This window comes from Arthrobacter sp. NPDC080073 (genome assembly GCF_040686575.1).
Taxonomy (GTDB): Bacteria; Actinomycetota; Actinomycetes; order Actinomycetales; family Micrococcaceae; genus Arthrobacter.
This window is the reverse complement of record NZ_JBFBKR010000002.1, coordinates 334,253-357,658: the sequence shown is the minus strand read 5'-3', so window position 1 is coordinate 357,658 and position 23,406 is coordinate 334,253. Positions and strand designations below refer to the sequence as shown.

The following is a 23,406-nucleotide window of genomic DNA, read 5'->3' as shown; positions in this document are numbered from 1 at the left end:
ACTACTTGGTCTGTTCCTGGATCTTGGCCCACTGGCGCTCGACGTCATCCAGGCCGCCGACGTTGAAGAACGCCTGCTCTGCGATGTGGTCCAGCTCGCCGTCGCAAATCGCCGTGAAGCCTTCCACGGTGTCCTTGATGGATACGGTGGAGCCTTCGACGCCGGTGAACTGCTTGGCGGTGTAGGTGTTCTGCGACAGGAACTGCTGGATGCGGCGTGCACGCGACACGACGATCTTGTCTTCTTCGGACAGTTCGTCAACGCCGAGGATGGCGATGATGTCCTGGAGTTCCTTGTTCTTCTGCAGGATCTGCTTCACACGGACGGCCGTGTTGTAGTGGTCCTTGCCGATGTACTGCGGGTCCAGGATGCGCGACGTCGACGTCAGCGGGTCAACGGCCGGGTACAGACCACGGGAGGCGATTTCACGGGAAAGTTCCGTGGTCGCGTCGAGGTGTGCGAAGGTCGTTGCCGGAGCCGGGTCGGTGTAGTCATCAGCAGGCACGTAGATGGCCTGCATCGACGTGATCGAGTGGCCCTTGGTCGAGGTGATGCGCTCCTGCAGGAGGCCCATCTCGTCGGCGAGGTTCGGCTGGTAACCAACTGCGGACGGCATGCGGCCGAGCAGGGTGGAGACCTCGGAACCGGCCTGGGTGAAGCGGAAGATGTTGTCGATGAAGAGCAGCACGTCCTGGTTCTGCACATCGCGGAAGTATTCCGCCATGGTGAGAGCGGACAGGGCCACGCGCAGACGCGTTCCCGGCGGTTCATCCATCTGGCCGAATACAAGTGCGGTGTCCTTGAGGACGCCTGCCTCTTCCATTTCAACCCAGAGGTCGTTGCCTTCACGAGTACGCTCGCCAACACCGGCGAATACCGAAGTACCACCGAAGTTACGGGCGACACGGGTGATCATTTCCTGGATCAGAACGGTCTTGCCGACACCGGCACCACCGAACAGACCGATCTTTCCACCCTTGATGTACGGGGTGAGGAGGTCGATGACCTTGATGCCGGTCTCGAGCATCTCCGTGGAGCCCTCGAGGGAGGCGAAGGCCGGAGCCTTGCGGTGGATCGGCCAGTACGCGTCCGCGTTGATCTCGGACTCGTCAACGTCCAGCGGCTTGCCGAGGACGTTGAAGATGTGGCCCTTGACGCCGTCGCCGACAGGCACGGAGATCGGGGAGCCGGAGTCCTGCACGGAGGTGCCGCGGACGAGTCCGTCGGTGGCCTGCAGGGAGATGGCACGGACGAGGTTGTCACCCAGGTGCTGGGAGGTCTCGAACGTGATGGTCTTGGTCTCACCGTTGAGGGTTACCTCGGTGGTGAGTGCGTTGTAGATCGACGGGATTGCGTCAGCCGGAAATTCGACGTCGACAACCGGGCCGATGACGCGGGCAATGCGGCCGGTGGCGCCGGCCGTTGCGGCTGCGTGCTCGGTAGCGGTGGCAGTCATCTCTCTCACTTCACTCAGTAGATGGCGTGGGGTTAAGTTTATCTATTTGGTGCAGGTGCAGCTTGCGCCGAACCGTGCACCGGCAACTACGCGCTCAGGGCGTCGGCGCCGGCCACGATTTCGGAAAGCTCCTGCGTGATCTCAGCCTGGCGGGCCGTGTTGCGCAGACGCGTGTACTTCTTGATCAATTCGGTCGCGTTGTCGCCTGCCGACTTCATGGCGCGCTGGCGGGCGGCGAGCTCGGAAGCTGCTGCCTGCAGCATTGCCGCGAAGATGCGGGATTCGATGTAACGCGGAAGCAGTGCGTCGAGCACCTGCTCCGACTCCGGTTCGAACTCGTACAGCGGCAAAAGCTCGGACTCACTGACTGCTTGCTCTTCAACTTCGAGCGGCAGCAGACGGACAATCGTGGGCTCCTGCGTCACCATCGACTTGAAGCGGGTGTAAACGACGTGGATTTCATCCACGCCACCCTCAGCGAAGTCGTTGGCGAACTCTTCGAGAAGAGCGGCGCCGATTTCCTTGGCAGTCTCGAATTCCGGAGCGTCCGTTCCGCCGGTCCACACGCGGGAGTACGGACGGCTGCGGAAGTCGAAGTACGCCTGGGCCTTGCGGCCCACCAGGTAGGTCTTGACTTCCTTGCCCTCTGCCCGGAGAAGCTCGTTGAGACCTTCGGCCTTCTTGAGCACGCTTGCGGAGTAGGAACCAGCCAGGCCACGGTCCGAGGTGATAACCAGGACTGCGGCACGGCGGATCTGCTCCGGCTCGGTGACTAGCGGGTGATCGATTTCGCTCTGGCTTGCGACAGCAGAAACAGCACGGGTAATCGCGTTTGCGTAGGGCGTCGAAGCTGCAACGCGGGCGCGGGCCTTACCGATGCGCGAGGTAGCGATCAGTTCCATCGCCTTGAAGATCTTGCGCATCGACGTCGTCGAGCTGATCTTCTGGCGGTAGACCCGGATCTGGGCTCCCATACATTTCCTTTCCTAAGATCCCGATGGATCAGCGGCTAAGGCTTTGGCGAAGGCCCCGGGCCCGCGGATTCCGCAGGCCCGGGAACCAATGCTCTAGCGCTTCTGCTTGACGATCTTTTCCTGGTCGACTTCGCCACCGGAAATCGGTTCGTGCTCTTCGTGGCCGGCACCAACCAAGCGGTTGTCGCCTTCTCCGAAGAAGCCCTTCTTGAAGTCGATGATCGAAGACTTCAACGCTTCAGCGGTGTCGTCGTCCAGGACGTTGGTCTGCGCCAGCGTGGTCAGGATGGAGGACTTGTGCTTGAGGTGCTCCAGGAATTCGGACTCGAAGCGGCTGACATCCTCAACCGGAACATCGTCCAGGTAGCCCTTCGTACCGGCCCAGATGGACACAACCTGGTCCTCGACCGGGAACGGCGAGTACTGGCCCTGCTTGAGCAGTTCCATCAGGCGGGCGCCACGGGTCAGCTGCTGGCGGGAAGCCGCGTCGAGGTCGGACGCGAACATCGCGAACGCCTGCATGTCGCGGTACTGCGCCAGGTCCAGCTTCAAGGTACCGGAGACCTTCTTCATCGACTTGACCTGTGCCGAACCACCAACACGGGACACGGACACACCGACATCAACAGCGGGGCGCTGGTTGGCGTTGAAGAGGTCCGACTGCAGGAAGATCTGACCGTCGGTGATGGAGATGACGTTGGTCGGGATGTAGGCCGAGACGTCGTTCGCCTTGGTTTCGACGATCGGAAGACCGGTCATCGAGCCTGCGCCCAGCTCGTCGGAGAGCTTGGCACAACGCTCCAGCAGACGGGAGTGCAAGTAGAAAACGTCACCCGGGTACGCTTCGCGTCCCGGCGGGCGGCGGAGCAGCAGCGACACTGCACGGTAGGCTTCGGCCTGCTTCGACAGGTCATCGAAGATCACCAGTACGTGCTTGCCGCCGTACATCCAGTGCTGGCCGATGGCCGAGCCGGCGTACGGAGCCAGGTACTTGAAGCCGGCGGGGTCGGATGCGGGGGAAGCCACGATGGTGGTGTATTCCAGCGCGCCGTGGTCTTCCAGGGTCTGGCGGACAGCGGCAATGGTGGAAGCCTTCTGGCCGACACCGACATAAACGCAGCGCACCTGCTTCGTGACATCGCCCGAGGCCCAGTTGGCCTTCTGGTTGATGATCGTGTCCACGGCGATGGCGGTCTTGCCGGTCTGGCGGTCACCGATGATCAGCTGGCGCTGGCCTCGGCCGATCGGAATCATGGCGTCGATCGCCTTGAGACCGGTCTGCATGGGCTCGTGCACCGACTTGCGCTGGGTCACGCCCGGAGCCTGGAGTTCCAGTGCACGGGTGGTCTCGGCCTTGATCTCGCCGAGGTCATCGATGGGCTGGCCCAGCGGGTCAACTACGCGGCCCAGGAAGGCGTCGCCTACCGGGACGGACAGGATTTCACCGGTGCGGTGGACTTCCTGACCTTCTTCGATACCGGTGAAGTCACCGAGGATGATGACGCCGATTTCGCGGACGTCGAGGTTCTGGGCCAAGCCCAGGGTGCCGTCTTCGAAGCGAAGCAGCTCGTTCGCCATGACCGAGGGAAGGCCCTCAACACGGGCGATGCCGTCACTTGCGGCGGTCACGCGGCCGACCTCTACGCGCTCTGCGTTTCCGGGTTCGTAGGACGCCGCGAACTCGTTCAACGCATTACGGACGTCGTCGGCGTTGATGGTCAATTCGGCCATCTGCAGTCCCTGCTCTCCTGTTTTCGTGATCATCGTTGCTCACGATGACCGGTGTTTGTATCAGTTAAGTTGTGCTTGTCTGGCTAGCCAGCGAGTTGCCGGCGGAGTTCGGACAGGCGGGCTACGACGGAAGCGTCAAGCACTTCGTCCGCCACCTGGACCCGGATTCCACCGATCAGAGTCGGATCAACGCTGACGTTGACCTTCAACTCGCGGCCGTAGAGGGCATCAAGCCCGGCCTGCAGACGGCTGGCCTGCGCATCCGTCAACGGACGGGTAACGCGGACAGTTGCGATCCAGCGTTGCTGGCGCTTGGCTGCAAGCTTGGCGAAATTGTCGATGAGCTTGCTCGGCTTGACGCCGCGCGGCTGCGACACGGCCTGGCCGATGAGGAGCTGGGCTTCCGGGCTTGCGCCAGGAACCAACTTCTCCGCCAGGCTGATCTTGGCCGCAGCACTTGCCTGCGACTCTCCCAGAGCACGTTGTACCTCGTGGCTGGAAGCAACGGCCTGGTTGAAAGCAAACAGATCGTTTTCCAGCTCTTCCAGCCCCGTGATTCCGGAGGCAGAAACGGCCGACTTGTTTTCAGCCACGGCGATGACCACCGTGGCGGCAAGAGTCTCGAGTGCATCGCCGATATCGCGTGCAGATGCCCAGCGCAAGCCGGCCAATCCACTTGCGATTTCCGCAGCATCAGCGGAGACTTTCCCGCCAACCAGCTGCTTGACCAGCGCCGACTTTTCTTCTCCGCTGCGGGAGGGGTCAGTCAGGGCGCGGCGCAAGCCAGCCGAGCTGTCCACCGTTCCCAGGATTCCGAAGAGGTCCTTAGCCAACTGCAGCGAGGCCGTCGGAAGCGTGGCTTCCAACTGCTCCAGCGCCTTCGTCAGCGATTCGCTCGATACACCTGCCATTACTTAGCTGCACCTGCGCTCTGGGTCTCCAGATCTGCCAGGAAGCGGTCCACCACGCGGGCGGCACGCTCGTCATCGCTGAGCGATTCGCCAACGATGCGCTCTGCCAAAGTCGTGGCCAGCGTGCCCACCTCGGAACGCAGGGAGACAACAGCTGCCTGGCGCTCGGATTCGATCTGGGCGTACGCCTGCTCGGTGATGCGTGCCGACTCGGCTGCTGCCTTGGTCTTCAGCTCCGCGAGGATCTGGGCACCTTCGGCTCGAGCTTCTTCGCGGATGCGGTTGGCCTCGGCGCGGGCGTCGTGGAGCTGCTGCTTGTACTCTTCGAGAGCTGCAGAAGCTTCAGCCTGGGCCTTTTCAGCCTTGGCAATGCCACCCTCAATCGCCTCTGCGCGCTCCGCGAAGGTCTTCTCGAACATCGGGACAACAAACTTGACCACGATGTACAAGAGGACCACGAAGCCGGCGAAGACCACGCCCATTTCCCACGGGTTGGGAAGGAGCGGATTCGCCGACTCGGCAGCGTCTTGAGCGGCGGCTGAGATGATCTGCTGATTCATATTTCACCCGTCCTTATCTACTCGGTTCTGAATGTTCGCTTGGTTCTGAGCGGTTTACTTGAGAACGAAAGCGAAGACCAGGCCGAGGATGGCGAGGGCTTCAGTAAGAGCCAGACCAAGGAACGCGATCGGCTGGAGCACGCGCTGGGCTTCCGGCTGACGTGCAACACCGTTGATGTAAGCAGCAAATACGAGACCCACACCGATACCACCGCCGATGGCGGAGAGACCGTAGCCAATGAGGTTGAGGGAGCCGTTGATGTTGCCGTTCATTGTATTCCTTTCAAGATGCCGCAGTCGCGGCAGGTTGTTTGGTTTGCTTCAACCCCCGAAGGGGAAGATTGAGGTTGTGCCTAGTGGCTGTCGGCGTGGAGTGCGCCTTCGATGTAGATCGCAGTCAGAAGGGTGAAGACGTATGCCTGCAGCACCATGATCAGCGCTTCGAGCATGTACATGGCGATGGCGCCAACGAGCACGAGCACGGACGCGCCCTTGAGAAGGACGTTTTCCTGCATGACGAGGAACTCGATACCCGAGCCGGCAATCATGACAATGAGGTGTCCGGCCATCATGGTCGCGAAGAGACGGAGGCTGTGCGTTACCGGCCGGACCAGGAAGTTGGAGATGATTTCGATCGGTACGACGATCGGCAGGATGAACCACGGGACGCCTGAAGGAACCGTGGCCAGCTTGAAGTACTTCAAGCCGTTCTTCTTGATGCCGATGCCGATCCAGGTGACGTATACAACTGCGGCCAGCACATAGGCCCCGCCGACGTGCGAGAAGCTCGGAAGCTGGATCACGGGAATGGCGCCGTAGATGTTGTTCACCAAGATGAAGAAGAACAACGTGAACAGGAGCGGTACGTACTTCATGAAGTCGCGGCCGCCGATAATGTCCTTGGCGATGCTGTTGCGGACGAAGCCGTAGGCCATCTCGCCTGCGAACTGCAACTTGCCGGGAACCAGCTGCTGCTTGCGTGCAGCGGCGAGGAAGAATGAAGCGATAAGGACGACCGACAGGATCACCAGCAGCATCTGCTTGGAGAAGCCATCGCTCGCACCCCACGGCAGGATAGCCGGCAGGTGCATTTGGTCGATTCCGGGAGGAGTGAAGGTCCCTGAATCCTGGGCCGGGAGCGCAAGCGCGATCAACGCGTTTCCTCTCTGCAGTGTCCATCATTGGGCGTTGTTGAGGATCCGGCCGCGTTTCCTGCAGCCATTTCCCGTGTGAAATTATTTGGCATTACTGTTTCCGTCCTGGGACGGACCACTGTCTGCTTTGCTCTCACCGGAAGACGAGCGATGACTGGTGAGGCCGTGCATATGGGAAAGATAGAACCCTCCTGCGGCTCCAAGCAGAGCGCCAAGGAGCACAATCCAGCGAGTCCCCCACAGATTATCCAGACCCCAGCCTATCAAACTCCAGACTATGATTCCGCCAACAATGTAGCTGAAGACGGCGATGCCGGCGTTGTATCCGCCGTCGCTTCCGTCGCTATCCTGCTCAGTGGAATCGCCGGGTTTTGCGGCAATGGGCGTGGCGGAGCGTCGCTTGTTCCTAGGAGTGAACATCGTCGCTCCCTTTGCCTGCTGCGGGGTCGTTGTAGATCTGGAGCCGGGCTTTGCTGAAGCCGTAGATTTCGGCGGCTTGCCATGAGATAACCGTGACGACGGCGCCGATCACGAACCAGCGTCCGTGCAGCCATGCTGGGGCGCCCAGGACGAACAGCACCACCGCGAAGCCGACGACCTTGACAAAGTAGCTGGCGACAAAAAGGCCGACCGCACCGGAGGGATTATCCCGGCCGACAAAATGGCCGATCAGGAGGCTGATGGCAAAAAATGCCATTACGATCGCCCCGCCGAGTGCGGCAGAAAGCACTCCTACGCCACCATTCATGACCACCGCAACTGCCGATGTCGCCGCGAGAGCAGCCACCGCCGTCGTCGAGCTGAGGAAAAGGAGCCGCAGCCACAGCGAAGACGCGGAGCGCGGGGCAGCAACGCCGCTCGAGTCGGACTGTTGTCCGCCGGCGTTGGAGGTCATGGGGATGCCAATCGTCGTGGCAAAAATGCCAAAGTCTCAAAAAGGGTGGGTGCGCGGGCGAGTGACTGTCCGCCCTAGAATTCTACATGAGATAGAACTGTGATGTTAACGCCTCGTCACACACCGTCTACTGGGCGGCGCCCTTTTCGGACGAAGTACGGCCAGGCTGTCACGCCGGCCATGATCAGCGCGGCCACGATGTCGACCGTGAGGACCATCTGCCAAGGGAAGATGGCAAACGCCAGGCCTCCAAACGCCAGGATGCAGGTCCACACATACATCATGAGCACTGCTGTGCGGTGAGTGTGGCCGAGCTCGATGAGCTTGTGGTGCAAGTGTCCACGGTCAGCCGACCAGGGCGATTGGCCGCGTGCTGTTCGCCGCAATACCGCCAGGCCGAGGTCCAGCAACGGCAGCGAGAGAATCGCGAACGGCAGCAGGATGGGCACGATGGTCGGAATACCATTGGCGCGGTCGTAAAGTCCTGAACTGATCTGGCCCGTGGACACCACACCGGCCGAGGCCATCACGAGGCCCAAAAGCATGGCACCGGAATCGCCCATGAAGATTTTGGCCGGGAACCAGTTATGCGGCAGGAATCCGATGCAACAACCCACGATGATGGCCATCAGCAGCGCGGCCAGGTCAGAGCGGTCCGTCAGGGTTGCATTGCGGTGGACCCAATACGCCGTCAGGAAGAACGCAACCCCGCCGATCGCGGCGACACCGGCTGCCAGGCCATCGAGGCCATCGATGAAATTGACTGCGTTCATGGTGGTCACAATGGCGAGGGCAGTCAGGACGACCCGCAGCGGCTCCGCCTCGATCCGTATGGGCTCCGGAACAAAGGGAACCACGGACATCTGCACGCCCCAGACCGCAACGATCGTAGCCGCCGTGCATTGGCCGATCAGCTTGACCCACCAGCGGATGTCCATCATGTCGTCGGCAACACCGACCGCGACAATCACCAGGGCACCTGCGAGGATTCCCCACGGCGCACCGTTCCCGTGGAAGATGTCCTTCACGAAGAACGAATTGCTGGCTACCACGAGGGCTACGGCAAAGCCGGCGAAAAGGCCCAGGCCGCCGAGTCGGGAAATCGGCACCGAGTGCATATCCCGGCTGCGGATGGGGGCAAAAAGCCGAAGTTTGTTACCCATCTGGCGGGCTACCCACGTAGCGAGGTACGACACGACGGCAGCCGTGAGCATCATGAGCGAATACATGATCACGTGGCGGCTCCTGTTGGCGATGGTGGTGGATTCTGTCCCTGGCGACTAGCTGCCGGCACAACACCTGCAACACCTCTGCGCACCGCCGAATATTGCTGTACTACAGTTGGACTCTGTCAAGATACTAGCGGCAACGGCGGCTTTGCTCCGTTTCACGCACCCCTAGGGCGAGCCGGGAGGACCCTCCCCGCGACTGCCCGGAAGGAACCCTACATGCCTGTCTCCGTTGCCGTAGCGGCCGTCACCTTCGACCGCCCCGGAGAGCTAGCAGTCCTGCTCGACGCCATTAACAAGCAGTCCATGCCCGTGGACACCATTTGCCTCGTGGACAGCGGAACCACCCCTTCGCGGGAGCTTGCGTCAAGCCATCCAAAGGTGGACTACGTGCGCTCGGAGGCGAACTTGGGCGGCGCGGGGGGCTTCGCCCTTGCGATCCTCAAGGCAGTGGCCAGCGGCGCCGAATGGGTCTGGATCATGGACGATGACGCCGAACCCGCCGATCCCACTTGTCTCGAAACCCTGGTTCGAGAGGCGGAGGCCCGCGGACTGGATGCGGTCGTGCCGCTTGTCGTGGCCCCCGGCCACCCGGACAAGCTCTCCTTCTTCTTCCGGATTGACGGCAAAGTGACCCACGAGCGCGCTGAAGTCGAGAAGGCGGGGTTCCTGCCCGACGTCGGGCACTTCTTCAACGGTGCGCTCATCCGTTCCAGCGTTTTCTTCAAAGTGGGAGTGCCGGATATCCGGCTGTTCATCCGGGGCGATGAGGTCGACTTCATGATCCGCCTCAGGAAAGCCGGGATCCGCTTCGGCACGGTCGCCACGGCGTGGATCACCCACCCGCACGCGTTTTCCGAGACAAAGCACGTCTTCGGCGCGCGCTGGCACGTGATCGTGCCGGATTCAGCGTTCAAACGCTACTTCTACTACCGCAACCGGGGCTACTTGATCCGCCGCTACCGCCGCGGCAAGTCGTTGGTGGCCGACGTCGGAGGCTACTTGGGCTATTTCCTCCCCCGCGGTGACTTCCGCGGGCTTGCGGAATGGTTCCGGGCATTCTCCGCCGGTTTGCGGGACAAGGGCTTCGGCCCGCTGGAAGACCAGAAGTTCTAGAGGCCCTACCGGGCGCTTGGATCCGGGGTCCTGTTCCTGCCGGAGAGCCGGCGTCGGACCAGCAGGCCGAGTAGCACCCATGGCTCACCGAAGACCCGGTAAGCGACGCGTCCCGGATGCAGGACGAGCCGCCAGGCCCATTCGAGCCCGAGCCGGCCCAGCCAGCGTGGAGCGAGCTTCTGGAGACCCGCCAGTTGCTCGATGGCTCCGCCGACGGTGCAGTAGACGGCCGGCGGAAGCTCGTTGAGGCGGCGGTGCAGGACCGATTCCTGCAGCGGCATACCCAGGCCAAGAAGCACTAGCTGCGGGCGGAATTCCGCCAGCCAGGCGACGGCGGCCTCTTCGCTGGCATCGTCCCAATTCTCACCGGGCCGGCCGGAAACCTCTGCGCCGGGCACGATTTTGCGGAGACGCTCCACCGTCTTGCTGTTGGCCTCGGGGCCGGCGCCGACGACGGCGATCCGGCGCAGTCCTTCGACGCCGCCGAGCGCAGGCACCCAGTCAGTGGATCCCAGACGGTATTCCATCAACCCCGCGGCTTCGCCGCGTGAACCTCCGTGGCGTCCAAGTCCCCAGAGCATGGCGACAGGCGCGCCGTCCATCAGCACCACATCGCTGCGTTCATAGAGGCTGCGGAAGTCCGGGCTCGAATGAAACAACGTGACGCTGTGCAGATTGTGTCCGAGGACAACCTTGGTGGTGCCGTCCGAAACATACCCGCTGATGGCCTCGATGAGTTCCTCGGCGCAAAGCGCGGTGACGTCTACGTCCAGAAAGGGAACACGATCCCGGACCAGGCTCATTCGGACCTGGTCTCCGTATGAACAGGGGTCTGAACAGGGGTCTCGCCGGGGACGGTTTCAGCTTCCGGCGCCGGGGCGGTTTCCGGTTCCGGCGCGGTTTCGCCCAAGGCAAGCACCCCGGGAACAACTTCGCGGAGGCGTTCCACGGTAATGGCGCCATCGCGCACCACACGCAGCGGCAACGTGGTGGCGTCGACAATCGTGGACGGTCGGGACTCGGTTCCCTCGACAGGGCGGAAGCCGCCCTCGAGGTAAACCTCAACGGATTCGGCAAGCTGGGTCCGCGCCTCGGCGGCGGTCTGTGCTGCCGGCTGACCGGTGCGGTTAGCCGAGGACACCGCCAGCGGGCCGGTGCGGTTGAGCAGTTCGAGCGCAATTTCGTCGTCGGGCATCCGCAGGGCCACGGTTCCGCGGGTCTCCCCCAGGTCCCAATCCAACGACGGCTGGGCGTGGAAGATCAGCGTCAGGCCGCCGGGCCAGAAGGCTTCTGCCAGTTTGCGGGCTTCTGCCGAGACATCGGTTGCCAGCCCGTCGAGCGCATTGAGCCGCGGGATCAGCACCGGGGGCGGCATATGGCGGCCACGGCCCTTCGAGACAAGCAGCATGGTCACGGCCTGCGGCGAGAACGCGTCTGCGGCAATGCCGTAGACGGTGTCCGTCGGCATGACGACACACTTTTTCTCGCTGATGGCGCGCTGCGCATGCTCCAGGCCTTCGGCGCGTTGTTCCTCTGACGTGCAGTTGTAGCTTGTGGTCACAGCGCTATTCTTTCATTTCCCGGAGGCAGCGATTGCCAACACTGCGCTCGTGGCACGTTCCTTGCCGTTCAGATCGAGGTGGGTGCTGACCTGCGTCCAGCAGCCGGCAGCCTTCAGATGTTCGGAAATCCATCCTGCCTGCACCTCGGCGTGTTCCATCACGAAGAAGCCGCCGCTCTTCAGGAGCCGGGCAGCCGAGGCGGCGGCCGCCGTCGGAAGCTCCATTCCATCCGCTCCCCCGCCGTACAGTGCCTCGGGCGGATCGTGCAGGGCCACTTCAGGTTCGTTCGGGATCGCTTCGGCCGGGATGTACGGCGGATTGGAAACGACGACGTCGAAAGTTCCGTCGTGTTCGGGCAGGGCATCGCGGAGGTCGCCCTGCACGAGCTTTACTCCGAGTGGCTTCAGGTTCTTGGAGGCCCAGGCATGCGCGAACGTGCTGAATTCGACGGCGTGGACCTCGGCCCCCGGCACTTCGTGGGCGATCGAAGCTGCAATGGCGCCGGAGCCGGTTCCAAGGTCAACCACCTTGGGGCGATTGAGCCCCTGGAGGTGGTCGATGACCAGTTGGACCACGGATTCCGTTTCCGGCCGCGGAATGAACACGCCCGGGCCGACGGCAAGCGTGAGATAGCGGAAGTGCGCGACGCCGGTGATGTGCTGGAGCGGAACGCGCTGTGCCCGCTCGGCCACCAGGTCCGCGTAGCCATCCGGGGCGGCGGAATCACCAAGCAACATGGCGCGCAGGCGTCCGAGGCCCACGCCCAGGAGATGTTCCGCGAGGAGTTCCGCGTCCACGCGCGGAGTGGGGACTCCGGCGTCGGACAGGATGGTTGTTGCCTCACGCACGGCGTCGGCGAGGCTTTGGCCCGGAAAGAGCGTCATGAAGATCCTTACAGGCGGTTACTCGCCCAGGGCATCCAGTCGGGACTGTTCATCCATTTCGATGGCCGATTGGATGACCGGCTCCAGGTCGCCGTTCATCACGGCGTCGAGGTTGTAGGCCTTGTAGCCGGTACGGTGGTCGGCAATCCGGTTCTCCGGGAAGTTGTATGTGCGGATGCGCTCCGAACGGTCCATGGTGCGGATCTGCGACTTGCGCTGGGCCGAGTTCTCGGCGTCGATCTGCTCCTGCTGGTGGGCAAGGATACGCGCACGAAGGACGCGCATGCCGGCTTCGCGGTTCTGGAGCTGGGACTTTTCGTTCTGCATGGCCACCACGATGCCCGTGGGCAGGTGGGTGATGCGGACGGCCGAGTCCGTGGTGTTGACGGACTGGCCGCCGGGACCTGAGGACCTGTAGACGTCTATCTTGAGGTCGTTCTGGTTGATCTCGAGTTCTTCGGGCTCATCGACTTCCGGAAGCACGAGTACACCGGCCGCCGAAGTGTGGATGCGGCCCTGCGATTCGGTGACGGGAACACGCTGGACGCGGTGCACGCCGCCTTCGAACTTCAAGCGGGCGTACACGCCTTCCGCAGGATCGTTCGAGTTGCCCTTGACGGCCATCTGGACGTCCTTGTAGCCGCCAAGATCCGATTCGGTGGCCGAGATGAGCTCGGTCTTCCAACCGCGCGACTCCGCATAACGCATGTACATGCGCAGCAGGTCCCCGGCGAAGAGCGCAGCTTCGTCGCCGCCTTCGCCGCCCTTGACCTCAAGAATGACGTTGCGGGCGTCGTCAGGATCGCGCGGGATCAGCAACCGCCGCAGTTTCTCCTGCGCCACCGGAAGCTTCGCCTCGATTTCGTCTACCTCGGCAGCAAACTCGGCGTCCTCGGAAGCCATTTCCTTTGCCGCTTCAAGATCGTCCATGAGCCCGCGCCACCGGTTGTACGCCTCCACGATGCCCTGCAATTGGGCAGACCGCCGCCCCAACTTGCGGGCCAAAGCCTGGTCGGCATAAACGGCAGGATCACTCAACTGCGCCTGGATAGCTGCATGCTCATCGAGCAATCCCTGTACGGACTCAAACATTTCAAAACCTCTTTCGACTTCTACAAGTCTAATAACTGCAACGCGGGGTCACTTACGGCCCATTCCGAGGGTCCGGACGGGCCGTATCTGACCCCGCGTTGCAACGCGAAGGGGCGGGGCGGAACATCCGCGCGGCATCAACCGCACGAACGAACCAGCGCCCGCCCCTAAAACAGCTATTTGTCGTTATCCGACTTGGCTCCAAGAGTCGTCTTCTGTACCTGCATGAGGAACTCGACGTTGCTCCCGGTCTCCCGGATCTTGTTGGTCAGGAGTTCAAGGCTCTGCTGGGTCTCGAGTCCGGACAGGACGCGGCGCAGCTTCCACATGATCTTGACCTCTTCGGCCGAAAGCAGGTTCTCCTCGCGACGGGTACCCGAAGCGTTGACGTCCACGGCCGGGAAGATGCGCTTGTCCGCCAGCTGGCGGGACAGGCGAAGCTCCATGTTGCCCGTGCCCTTGAACTCTTCGAAGATGACTTCGTCCATCTTGGAACCGGTCTCCACGAGGGCGGTTGCAAGGATGGTCAGCGAGCCGCCGTTTTCGATGTTGCGCGCAGCACCGAAGAAGCGCTTCGGCGGGTAGAGCGCAGCGGAGTCGACGCCACCGGACAGGATGCGGCCGGAGGCCGGCGCTGCCAGGTTGTAGGCGCGGCCCAGGCGGGTCATGGAGTCCAGGAGGACCACCACGTCCATGCCCATTTCCACGAGGCGCTTGGCGCGTTCGATGGAAAGCTCGGCAACCGTGGTGTGGTCATCTGCGGGACGGTCGAAGGTCGAGGCAATGACCTCGCCCTTGACCGTGCGCTGCATGTCCGTGACTTCTTCGGGACGTTCGTCGACCAGCACCATCATGAGGTGGACCTCAGGGTTGTTGGTGGTGATCGCGTTCGCGATGGACTGCAGGATGAGCGTCTTGCCGGCCTTGGGCGGGGAGACGATCAGGCCGCGCTGGCCCTTGCCGATCGGGGCCACGAGGTCGATGACGCGCGGGCCGATCTTCTTGGGATCCGTTTCGAGGCGCAGGCGCTCGGACGGGTACAGCGGGACGAGCTTGGCGAATTCGACGCGGTCCTTGAGCTCATCGGGCGTCTTGCCGTTGACCGACGTGACGCGGACGAGCGCGTTGAACTTCTGGCGCGCGGACTGCTGGCTGCGGTCCTCGCCGTCACGCGGGGCACGGATTGCGCCGACGACGGCGTCACCCTTGCGCAGGTTGTACTTCTTGACCTGGGCGAGGGATACGTACACGTCGTTTGCACCCGGCAGGTAACCGGAAGTGCGGATGAACGCGTAGTTCTCCAGCACGTCCAGGATGCCGGCAACCGGCAGAAGGACGTCGTCCTCGGTGACCTCGACGTCGTCGACGTCCGGGCCCTGGCCGCGGCCGCGACGGCGTTCGTTGCGGTCGCGGAAGCGGTCGCTGCGGGTGTTTCCATCGCGGTTGTCACGGTTGTCCTGCGGACCTTGGCGGTCGTTGCGGTCGCGGCGGTTGCGACGATTGCGGCGGTTGCCGGTGTCATCGCCGTCGTTCGTGTCTTCGCGACGCGGACGGGTGGTCTCGCGGCGTTCGCGCTGGCCGGGTTCGCCGGCCTCAACCGAGGCCTGCTCGCCCTGGCGCGGCTGGGTCTGGCGCTGATCAGGCTGGCGCTGTTCAGGCTGACGCTGATCGGTCTGGCGCTGCTCGGGCTGACGCTGTTCCGGCTGACGCTGCTCTACGCGGGGCTGTTCTGCCTGGGGCTGCTCGGGAGCGCGGGTCTCACCGGCTTCACCGGTCTCCAGAGGAGCGGCCTCGCCACGACGGCGGTTCCGCGTGCGCGGCTGGCGGCGTTCGCCGGCGGCCTCGCTTGCTTCGGCGGCGGGAGCGTCAGGAGCCTCGACGGCGACGGCGGGTGCCTCCGCGGTTTCCGCTGCGGCAGGAGCGGCAACAACACCGTCGCTGGTGGCGCGACGGCTTCGGCCACGGCCACGTGCCCGGGTGCCGTCCTGCGCGGGAGCTTCGGTGGATGCTGCGGCAGGTGCGGCAGTGGCCTCAGCTTCCGGGGCAGGCGCGGCTTTTGCTGCCACGGCCTTGGCCGCGGTAGGAGCCTTGCTTGTGGTCGCACCGGCACGGTGGGCCGAGATGGCCGAGACCAAGTCCCCCTTGCGCATCCGGGATCCGCCCGAAATGCCCAGCTGACTGGCAAGAGCCTGGAGCTGCGCGAGCTTGAGGCCTGCAAGGCCGCTGCTCTTGGCGGTTGCGGCCGTTGATTCAGCTGCGGAAGATGTTGTGTCCACAGCTGAAGCCAGCTCAGTGGTTTCTGTCACGAAGGATCCTTCCCCCTCGACGGCGTCCAGACGTAGAGCTGGACGCGATGATTTGTTCTGGACTGCAGTTCAGATCTGCAGCCGTGATTTCGGTCTTGCCGGTTTAGTTTCAGCAGGGCCGGATACTAATGCGTCTTCGATGCTCCGGCGAGGCGGGGCGCGGGCTGACGGTTCGGGTGACAGAAAGGGTTCTGTGGCACCTGCGACAGGCCGATAAGGAGACGACACCGGCAGACTTCGACACAGTAGGAGACGGGAACGGCATTAAGCCGGGATCCAATGTCAGGGAACTGCCCGCGGTTCTACCGCCGGTGCAAGTCCACTCTAGCACCTTCGACGTCCACTGCCAGTGTCATCACGCGCCACGCGACGTCCGGAGTGTTCTCCGCGGTGAACGTGGTGATCATTTCGGCAATCGCCGCGGCTTCGTCCGCGCCGTTGGCCAACGCCAGAACTGTGGGTCCCGCTCCCGAAACGACAGCCGCATGGCCCGAAGACCGCAATGCCTTGATCAGCGCAGCGCTTGGCCGCATTGCCTCTGCACGGTAGCTCTGGTGCAGGTAGTCCTCGGTGCCGGGAAGAAGGAAACGGGGGTCGGCAGTCAATGCGTGGATCAGGAGCGCAGCGCGTCCTGAGTTCATGGCCGCTGCGTGGTGGCCGATGGAGGCGGGCAGCAAACCGCGGGCAGTCTCGGTGGACAGTTCGTAGTCAGGCACAGCCACGATCGGGATGACCGACGGGACCACCTCTGCGCGGGTGCTGCTGTACTGCTCGCTGTCCTGCCATGACAGGGCCAGTCCGCCGAAAATCGCGGGTGCGACGTTGTCCGGATGCCCTTCCATCTCGCTCGTGAGTTGCAGGATCCATTCGCGGTCACGCTGGGCGGATTCGGGCACCAAGGCGTTGGCCGCGGTCACGGCGGCGACCACTGCCGAGGCCGAGGAGCCAAGTCCGCGGCCGTGCGGGTTGACGTTGTCCGCGGTGATCTTCAGACCGCTGTGCCGGAAACCAAGTCGCTCCAAGGCCGTGTTGAGGGCACGCACCACGAGGTGGCTGGCATCGCGAGGGAGGGTCTCGGCGCCCTCACCGGAGAGCTCGAACTCGAGCTCTCCGGTGGTAAGAGTTTCGACAGTCAGGGTGTCGTAGATCGACAATGCCAGGCCGAGGCTGTCATAGCCGGGGCCCAGGTTGGCGCTCGTACCCGGGACCCTGACGGTCAGCTGCTGGCCTGCCGCGACAAGCTTAAGGCCGGTCGCGGTGGGCTGCGTGGTTTCCACTCTTAGTTTTCTTCCAGTCCCAGTTCGGAGGCCACGGTCACGACGTCGTTCGGTACCTTGACCGGCTGGACCTCGCTGCCGTCTTCGGTGCGGAGCGCCCACTGCGGGTCTTTGAGTCCGTGCCCGGTGACGGTGATGACGATCGTCTTTCCGGTGGGAACTTCGCCTGCCTCGTGCTTCTTGATGAGGCCGGCAACGCCTGCCGCGGAACCGGGTTCCACGAAGACGCCTTCCTTGGCGGAGAGCCAGCGGTGGGCATCGAGGATTTCCTCGTCGGTCACGGCGTCGATGAAGCCGCCGGATTCATCACGTGCCGCAATGGCCGTATCCCAGGACGCCGGGTTGCCGATACGGATCGCCGTGGCGATCGTGTCCGGTTCGGTGATGGGGTGTCCTGCGACGAATGGTGCCGCGCCTGCTGCCTGGAATCCCCACATGGCCGGCGTCTTGGTGGAGACGGCAGGAAGGGTGCCCGCGGTTGCGGACTCAAAGGGCGCGGAATACTCCTTGTAGCCCTTCCAGTACGCGCTGATGTTGCCCGCGTTGCCGACCGGCAGGACGTGGATGTCCGGAGCGTCTCCGAGAGCGTCGACGATTTCGAAGGCACCGGTTTTCTGGCCCTGGATACGCGCCGGGTTGACGGAGTTCACGAGGAACACTGGGTAGGACTCGCCGAGCTTGCGGGCGATGTCCAGGCAGTTGTCGAAGTTGCCGTCAACCTGCAGGAGCGTGGCACCGTGCGCGATCGCCTGGCTGAGCTTGCCCATGGAGATCTTGCCTTCGGGGACCAAAACAGCACACTTCAGCCCGGCGGCCGTGGCGTAGGCGGCGGCGGAGGCAGAGGTGTTGCCCGTGGATGCGCACACAACGGCCTTGGCGCCTGCCTCGACAGCCGCGGTCATGGCCATCGTCATGCCGCGGTCCTTGAAGGACCCGGTGGGGTTCATGCCCTCCACCTTCAGGTACACCGTGGACCCGGTGAGTTCGGAGAGCTTCTGCGCGTGGACGAGCGGGGTGCCGCCCTCGCCGAGGGTAATGACCTTCGTGGCTTCCGTTACAGGCAAACGATCAGCATATTCGCGGATTACTCCGCGCCATTGGTGAGCCACTTAGACCCCTTCTACTCGCAGGACGGATGTCACAGAATTGATGACGTCCAGGCCCTTGACGGCCTCGACGGTTGCCGCGAGTGCGGCTTCGGATGCGCGGTGGGTGACGATCTTCAGCTCGGCAGACTCAACTTTCGAGGCGGCGTCGCGGTGGATCGTCTGGCGCATGATTTCAATCGATACGCCGTGCTCCGCGAAGATGTGGGTGATCCGGGCCAGCACGCCGGCCTGGTCGGCAACGTCGAGGCCGATGTAGTAGCTCGTGGTCGAGGCATCGATCGGCAGCGCGGGCACGAAGCCGGTAGTGGTCTCGGTACGACCGGGACCACCGAGCACCACTCGGCGTGCCGCCGAGACGAGGTCGCCCAGGACGGCAGACGCCGTCGGGGTGCCGCCGGCGCCCTGGCCGTAGAACATGAGCTCCCCGGCATTCTCGGCTTCGATGAAGACTGCGTTGAACGCACCGCGAACGGCTGCAAGCGGGTGTTCGCGAGGCAGGAGGGTGGGGTGGACGCGGACCGAAATGCCGCCGTCGCCGTTGGCATTGGTGATCTTCTCGGCGATGGCCAGCAGCTTGATGACGAAGCCCGCTTCCTTCGCAGCCGCGATATCCGCTGCGCTGACCTTCGTGATGCCTTCGCAATAGACGTCTTCGAGGGCGAAGCGCGTGTGGAAGGACAACGACGCGAGGATGGCGGCCTTGGCCGCGGCGTCGTGCCCTTCGACGTCGGCAGTCGGGTCGGCTTCCGCATATCCGAGCCGTTGGGCCTCGGCAAGCGCGTCGGCGAACTGCGCACCGGTGCTGTCCATCTGGTCGAGAATGAAGTTGGTGGTGCCGTTGACGATGCCCAGGACCCGGGTGATGCGGTCGCCGGAGAGGCTGTCGCGGATGGGGCGCAGGATCGGAATGGCTCCGGCGACGGCGGCCTCGTAGGAGAGCTGGACGCCGGCTTTGTCGGCCTCTTCGTAGAGCGTGGGGCCATCCTGTGCAAGGAGCGCCTTGTTGCCGGTCACGACGCAGGCGCCGTTCTGCATGGCGGTCAGGATGAGCGAACGGGCCGGCTCGATGCCGCCCATAAGCTCGATCACCAGGTCGGCGTCCTTGACCAAGGTATCGGCGTCGGTGGTGAACAGTTCGCGCGGCAGTTCGACGTCGCGCTCTGAATCAATGTTCCGCACGGCGATGCCGGACAGCTCCAAGCGCGCACCGGTGCGGGCCGCAAGTGCGTCGGCGTCGTCAAGGAGAATCCGCGCTACCTGGGCTCCCACGTTGCCACAGCCCAGCAGGGCCACCTTCAGGGTTCGCACTTCAGACATTCGCCACTCCCATGTCGCGGTTCAAGAGATCTTCTTCGGTTTCCCCGCGGACGATCAGCCGGGCGGATCCATTGCGCACAGCGACAACGCCAGGCCTGGCCAGATAGTTGTAGTTGCTTGAGAGGGCCCAGCAGTAGGCGCCGGTTCCCGGTACAGCGAGCAGATCACCGGCTGCCACGTCTTCGGGCAGATATACATCTCTAACAACTATGTCGCCGCTCTCGCAATGTTTGCCCACTACTCGGGACAGTTGCGGGGCGGAGTCCGAGGTCCGCGAGGCGAGAATGGCCGAATAATCCGCGTCGTACAGCACCGGACGGGCGTTGTCGCTCATGCCGCCGTCCACCGACACATAGCGGCGCGGGAACGTAACGTTTTCCTTGCCCCCGGCTTCTGCAGGCGTATCAACGCGAACCGTTTTCAGCGTCCCGACCTCGTACAAGGTGAAGGTGCTCGTGCCCACGATTGCGCGGCCGGGTTCGATCGAAATGCGCGGCGGGGTGATGCCCAGCTCAGCACACTTGGAGCGTACGACGGCGGCCATCGCCTGCGCGATTTCCGCGGGCGGGCGGGGGGTGTCCACCGGCGTGTAGGCAATGCCGTAGCCACCGCCCAGGTCCAGTTCCGGCAGGACGATGGAGTATTTCGCCTGCATCGCGGCGAGGAATCCCAACAGTTTCTCGGCTGCAAGGGCGAAGCCGTCAGGCTCGAAGATCTGGGAGCCGATGTGGCAATGCAGGCCCAGGAGTTCCACATTGGAGTACGAGGTAGCCGCAGCGACGGCTTCCTCGGCGGCCGAGAGGCCGGCTGACTCCGTGGTATCCCCCGCCATGGAGAGACCGAATTTTTGGTCCTCGTGGGCCGTGGCGATGAATTCGTGGGTGTGGGCGTGGACACCGGGAGTCAACCGCAGCATCACCTTCGCCGTCTCGCCGCGGCCGGAGGCAATCTTGGCAACGCGCTCCAGCTCATCGAGGCTGTCCACCACGATGCGTCCGAGCTTCATGTCCAATGCCCGGTTGATCTCGGCATCGGACTTGTTGTTGCCGTGCAGCCCCAAATTGGCGCCTTCGATGCCGGCCCGGGCCGCGACTGCGAGCTCGCCGCCTGAGCACGTGTCCAGGCGCAGGCCTTCCTCAGCCACCCAGCTGGCCACGGCAGTGCACAAGAAGGACTTTCCGGCGTAGTAGACGTCCACTCCCCCGCAAATGTCCTCGAAAGCTGCGTCGAAGGCTTCCTTGAAGGAGCGGGCGCGGGCACGGAAATCGCCTTCGCTCATGACGAACAGCGGGGTGCCGAACTGGGCCTTGAGTTCGCTGACGGGAACGCCGTCGATGGCGAGTTCGCCGTCGTCGGTCCTCTGCACGCCTTCGGCCCACATCGGCGCGTGTAGCGCGTTCAGGTCCTCCGGCACGGCGAGCCATTCGGGGGCAAGGGGCGAGGCTGCGGCGTTGTCGGGGCTTTGCTGCACGGTTTTGGAGTCGCTCACGGGGATCACATCCGTTCCGGAGCCGACACGCCGAGGAGTTCAAGTCCGTTGGCCAGCACCTGGCTCGTGGCGTCGTTGAGCCACAGCCGTGTGCGGTTGACGTCCTGGACAGGTTCGTCGCCGAGCGGCGAAACGCGGCAGGCGTCGTACCAGCGGTGGTAGGCGCCGGCAATGACCTCGAGGTGGCGGGCCACGCGGTGCGGTTCGCGGAGCTCCGCGGCCTTGGCCACGATGGACGGGTAGCTGCCGAGGTAGGACAGCAACTCGTTCTCGGTGGCGTGGTCCAGCAGGGAGGCGTCGAAGGCGCTGTGGTCCACGCCGGCCTCGATTGCGTTGCGTGCCGTTCCCCGCGAGCGGGCATGTGCGTACTGGACGTAGAACACAGGGTTTTCGTTGCTGTTCTTCTTCAGCAGTTCCGGATCCAGCGTCAGCGGCGAGTCAGCGGGGAAGCGCGCGAGCGAGTAACGCACGGCGTCCTTCCCGAGCCACTCGATAAGGTCCTTGAGTTCGATGATGTTGCCGGCACGCTTGGACAGCTTGGCGCCGTTGACGGACACCAGCTGTCCGATCAGGACCTCGATGTTGACCTCGGGGTCATCGCCCGCACAGGCGGCAATGGCCTTGAGCCGGTTGATGTAGCCGTGGTGGTCGGCGCCGAGCAGGTAGATCTTCTCGGTGAAGCCGCGGTCCTTCTTCGACAAGTAGTAGGCAGCGTCGGCGGCGAAATACGTGGGTTCGCCGTTGGCACGGATCATCACGCGGTCCTTGTCATCGCCGAAGTCCGTCGTGCGCAGCCAGACTGCGCCGCCGTCGTCGAACACGTGGCCCTGCTCCCGGAGGCGGGCAACCGCCGATTCGATCGCCCCGGCGTCGTGCAGTTCCTGCTCGGAGAAGAAGACGTCGAACTCCACGCCGAACTCGGCCAGGGTGTCCTTGATGTCCTTCATCTGGGCCTGGTAGGCGGCGGAACGGATCACCGGCAGTGCTGCCTCGTCGGTCAGTTCGCGGATTGCCGGATGTGCCTTGAGGACCTCGTCGCCGAGTTCCCGGATGTATTCACCGGGGTAGCCGCCCTCGGGAACGCCGCGTCCGTGCAGGCGGGACAGTACCGAGTTCGCAAAAACGTTCATCTGCGACCCGGCGTCGTTGATGTAGTACTCCGCGGTGACGTCGGCACCGGAGGCGCGGAGGACACGGGCAATGGAGTCGCCCAGAGCAGCCCAGCGCGTGTGTCCGATGTGCAGCGGTCCCGTGGGGTTGGCCGAGACGAATTCCATGTTGACCACATGGCCTGCGAGCGCCTGGTTGGTTCCGTAGGAGCGTCCCGCCTCGACGATGACCTTGGCCAGCGCGCCGGCGGCGGCTGCATCCACGGTGATGTTGAGGAAGCCGGGGCCCGCGATGTCCACGGCGGTGACGCCGTCGATCGCTTCCAGCCGCTTGCCCAGGATCGTGGCGAATTCACGCGGGTTGGTCCCGGCATGCTTGGCAAGCTGCAAGGCGATGTTGGTGGCCCAGTCGCCGTGCTCCCGGTTCTTGGGTCGCTCCACGCGCACGTCCTCGGGGAGGGCAGATTCGGAAAGCGCAAGCTCGCCGGCGGCGACAGCGTCTTTCAGGCAGGCGGATATGGCGGCGGAGAGTTCTTCGGGAGTCACCCGTCTAGCCTACCGGTGGGGCTTGCAACTGGTGGAATTCCTACGCTTAGCAATGCGCACATGCGGGCACCAGCCCGCACCCAGCCGGCACCCAGCTTTGGCCAGTGGAGCTCCCAGACTGAACCGATAGGCTGAAATCACTGAACCGATAGGCTGAAATCAACGTCAATCGTGTGAGCGGCCCCCGGCCCGCAGCACATTGCCATGACCCTTTTCTTGTCCAGTTGACTTGCCCAGTTGACTTGCCCAGTTGAAACGAGCAGAACCATGACTACGCCCCTCCGCAAGGGCCTTCTGGTGGGCGCCGCCGGCCTCTCCCTGGCCGGTTCGGTGGCAGCTTGCGCCCCTTCGGCCCAAGGCAGCACGCCGCAAAAGACCTCCACGATTTCCGGTCCGTACAAGGACGGTACCTACAGCGCGGACGGTGACTACATTTCACCCAACGGCGGTGAAACCGTGGGCGTCCAGCTGACCTTGGCCGGTGGCACTATTTCCGCGGTGGACATCACCGTCCATGCGAACAACCCGAACACCAAGGAATTCCAAGGACAGTTCAAGAACGGCATCGCCGCGCAGGTGGTCGGCAAGAAACTGGACGAGATCAACGTCTCAAAGGTGGCCGGCTCCTCGCTGACCAGCGAAGGATTCAACAAGGCCGTGGAAACCATCAAGTCCGAGGCCAAATAGAC

At 63.6% G+C, this 23,406-nt stretch carries 22 protein-coding genes; 2 read left to right on the top strand and 20 right to left on the bottom strand.

All coding sequences use genetic code 11. From position 1 onward, the window contains the following. Position 1: 1 nt before the first annotated feature. From atpD to AB0O52_RS03770, 10 genes are all read right to left on the bottom strand, one after another. Positions 2-1,456: a F0F1 ATP synthase subunit beta gene (gene atpD / locus AB0O52_RS03815; protein WP_059387615.1), complete on the bottom strand. Its 1,455-nt coding sequence runs from the start codon at positions 1,454-1,456 to the stop codon at positions 2-4. A gap of 86 nt (positions 1,457-1,542) precedes the next feature. After that, entirely contained in the window at positions 1,543-2,430 is an 888-nt protein-coding gene (locus tag AB0O52_RS03810; RefSeq protein ID WP_364533557.1) for a F0F1 ATP synthase subunit gamma, read from the bottom strand. 93 nt (positions 2,431-2,523) lie between these two features. Continuing rightward, positions 2,524-4,161, bottom strand: a complete 1,638-nt coding sequence (gene atpA, locus AB0O52_RS03805; protein ID WP_364533812.1) for a F0F1 ATP synthase subunit alpha — start codon at positions 4,159-4,161, stop codon at positions 2,524-2,526. 83 nt (positions 4,162-4,244) lie between these two features. Further along, entirely contained in the window at positions 4,245-5,072 is an 828-nt protein-coding gene (locus AB0O52_RS03800) for a F0F1 ATP synthase subunit delta (protein ID WP_364533554.1), read from the bottom strand. Then, a complete protein-coding gene (locus tag AB0O52_RS03795; RefSeq protein ID WP_364533551.1) occupies positions 5,072-5,632 on the bottom strand; it encodes a F0F1 ATP synthase subunit B in 561 nt (186 codons plus the stop codon). The genes AB0O52_RS03800 and AB0O52_RS03795 overlap by 1 nt, the downstream gene beginning before the upstream one ends. A gap of 54 nt (positions 5,633-5,686) precedes the next feature. After that, positions 5,687-5,905, bottom strand: a complete 219-nt coding sequence (gene atpE, locus AB0O52_RS03790) for an ATP synthase F0 subunit C (protein ID WP_364533548.1) — start codon at positions 5,903-5,905, stop codon at positions 5,687-5,689. An 80-nt stretch (positions 5,906-5,985) separates the two neighbouring features. Next, a complete protein-coding gene (atpB, locus tag AB0O52_RS03785) occupies positions 5,986-6,786 on the bottom strand; it encodes a F0F1 ATP synthase subunit A (protein ID WP_364533545.1) in 801 nt (266 codons plus the stop codon). 81 nt (positions 6,787-6,867) lie between these two features. After that, entirely contained in the window at positions 6,868-7,167 is a 300-nt protein-coding gene (locus tag AB0O52_RS03780; RefSeq protein ID WP_364533809.1) for a hypothetical protein, read from the bottom strand. Positions 7,168-7,192: 25 nt separating this feature from the next. Then, positions 7,193-7,681, bottom strand: a complete 489-nt coding sequence (locus AB0O52_RS03775; protein WP_364533542.1) for a hypothetical protein — start codon at positions 7,679-7,681, stop codon at positions 7,193-7,195. 116 nt (positions 7,682-7,797) lie between these two features. Further along, on the bottom strand, positions 7,798-8,916 hold the full coding sequence (locus AB0O52_RS03770) for an MraY family glycosyltransferase (protein ID WP_364533539.1): 1,119 nt from the start codon (positions 8,914-8,916) through the stop codon (positions 7,798-7,800). Positions 8,917-9,129: 213 nt separating this feature from the next. Between AB0O52_RS03770 and AB0O52_RS03765 the strand changes: the two genes are divergently transcribed. Then, positions 9,130-10,026, top strand: a complete 897-nt coding sequence (locus AB0O52_RS03765) for a glycosyltransferase (protein ID WP_364533536.1) — start codon at positions 9,130-9,132, stop codon at positions 10,024-10,026. Between the two features lie 5 nt (positions 10,027-10,031). Here AB0O52_RS03765 and AB0O52_RS03760 read toward each other — a convergent pair whose 3' ends face one another. From AB0O52_RS03760 to argS, 10 genes are all read right to left on the bottom strand, one after another. Then, the gene (locus AB0O52_RS03760) at positions 10,032-10,829 is read right to left on the bottom strand and encodes a WecB/TagA/CpsF family glycosyltransferase (protein WP_364533533.1); all 798 of its coding nucleotides are present in this window, start codon (positions 10,827-10,829) and stop codon (positions 10,032-10,034) included. Beyond that, positions 10,826-11,587: an L-threonylcarbamoyladenylate synthase gene (locus AB0O52_RS03755; protein WP_364533530.1), complete on the bottom strand. Its 762-nt coding sequence runs from the start codon at positions 11,585-11,587 to the stop codon at positions 10,826-10,828. The genes AB0O52_RS03760 and AB0O52_RS03755 overlap by 4 nt, the downstream gene beginning before the upstream one ends. A gap of 12 nt (positions 11,588-11,599) precedes the next feature. Further along, positions 11,600-12,472, bottom strand: a complete 873-nt coding sequence (gene prmC / locus AB0O52_RS03750; RefSeq protein ID WP_364533527.1) for a peptide chain release factor N(5)-glutamine methyltransferase — start codon at positions 12,470-12,472, stop codon at positions 11,600-11,602. A gap of 18 nt (positions 12,473-12,490) precedes the next feature. Further along, positions 12,491-13,564 carry a peptide chain release factor 1 gene (gene prfA, locus AB0O52_RS03745; RefSeq protein WP_364533524.1) on the bottom strand — a complete coding sequence of 358 codons (1,074 nt, stop codon included), beginning with the start codon at positions 13,562-13,564 and terminating at the stop codon, positions 12,491-12,493. Positions 13,565-13,740: 176 nt separating this feature from the next. Beyond that, on the bottom strand, positions 13,741-15,870 hold the full coding sequence (gene rho / locus AB0O52_RS03740) for a transcription termination factor Rho (protein WP_364533521.1): 2,130 nt from the start codon (positions 15,868-15,870) through the stop codon (positions 13,741-13,743). A gap of 302 nt (positions 15,871-16,172) precedes the next feature. After that, a complete protein-coding gene (gene thrB, locus AB0O52_RS03735; RefSeq protein ID WP_364533518.1) occupies positions 16,173-17,147 on the bottom strand; it encodes a homoserine kinase in 975 nt (324 codons plus the stop codon). A gap of 2 nt (positions 17,148-17,149) precedes the next feature. After that, positions 17,150-18,256 (bottom strand): threonine synthase, encoded by a 1,107-nt coding sequence (gene thrC / locus AB0O52_RS03730; RefSeq protein WP_364533515.1) that lies wholly within the window; start codon positions 18,254-18,256, stop codon positions 17,150-17,152. After that, the gene (locus tag AB0O52_RS03725; RefSeq protein WP_364533512.1) at positions 18,257-19,573 is read right to left on the bottom strand and encodes a homoserine dehydrogenase; all 1,317 of its coding nucleotides are present in this window, start codon (positions 19,571-19,573) and stop codon (positions 18,257-18,259) included. Continuing rightward, positions 19,566-21,062 (bottom strand): diaminopimelate decarboxylase, encoded by a 1,497-nt coding sequence (gene lysA / locus AB0O52_RS03720; RefSeq protein WP_364533509.1) that lies wholly within the window; start codon positions 21,060-21,062, stop codon positions 19,566-19,568. The genes AB0O52_RS03725 and lysA overlap by 8 nt, the downstream gene beginning before the upstream one ends. 5 nt (positions 21,063-21,067) lie before the next feature. Beyond that, a complete protein-coding gene (argS, locus tag AB0O52_RS03715) occupies positions 21,068-22,717 on the bottom strand; it encodes an arginine--tRNA ligase (protein ID WP_364533506.1) in 1,650 nt (549 codons plus the stop codon). A 267-nt stretch (positions 22,718-22,984) separates the two neighbouring features. Here argS and AB0O52_RS03710 point away from each other — a divergent pair, with 267 nt between their 5' ends. Next, complete coding sequence (locus AB0O52_RS03710) at positions 22,985-23,404, top strand: FMN-binding protein (protein WP_364533503.1); 420 nt, start codon at positions 22,985-22,987, stop codon at positions 23,402-23,404. Positions 23,405-23,406: the final 2 nt, after the last annotated feature.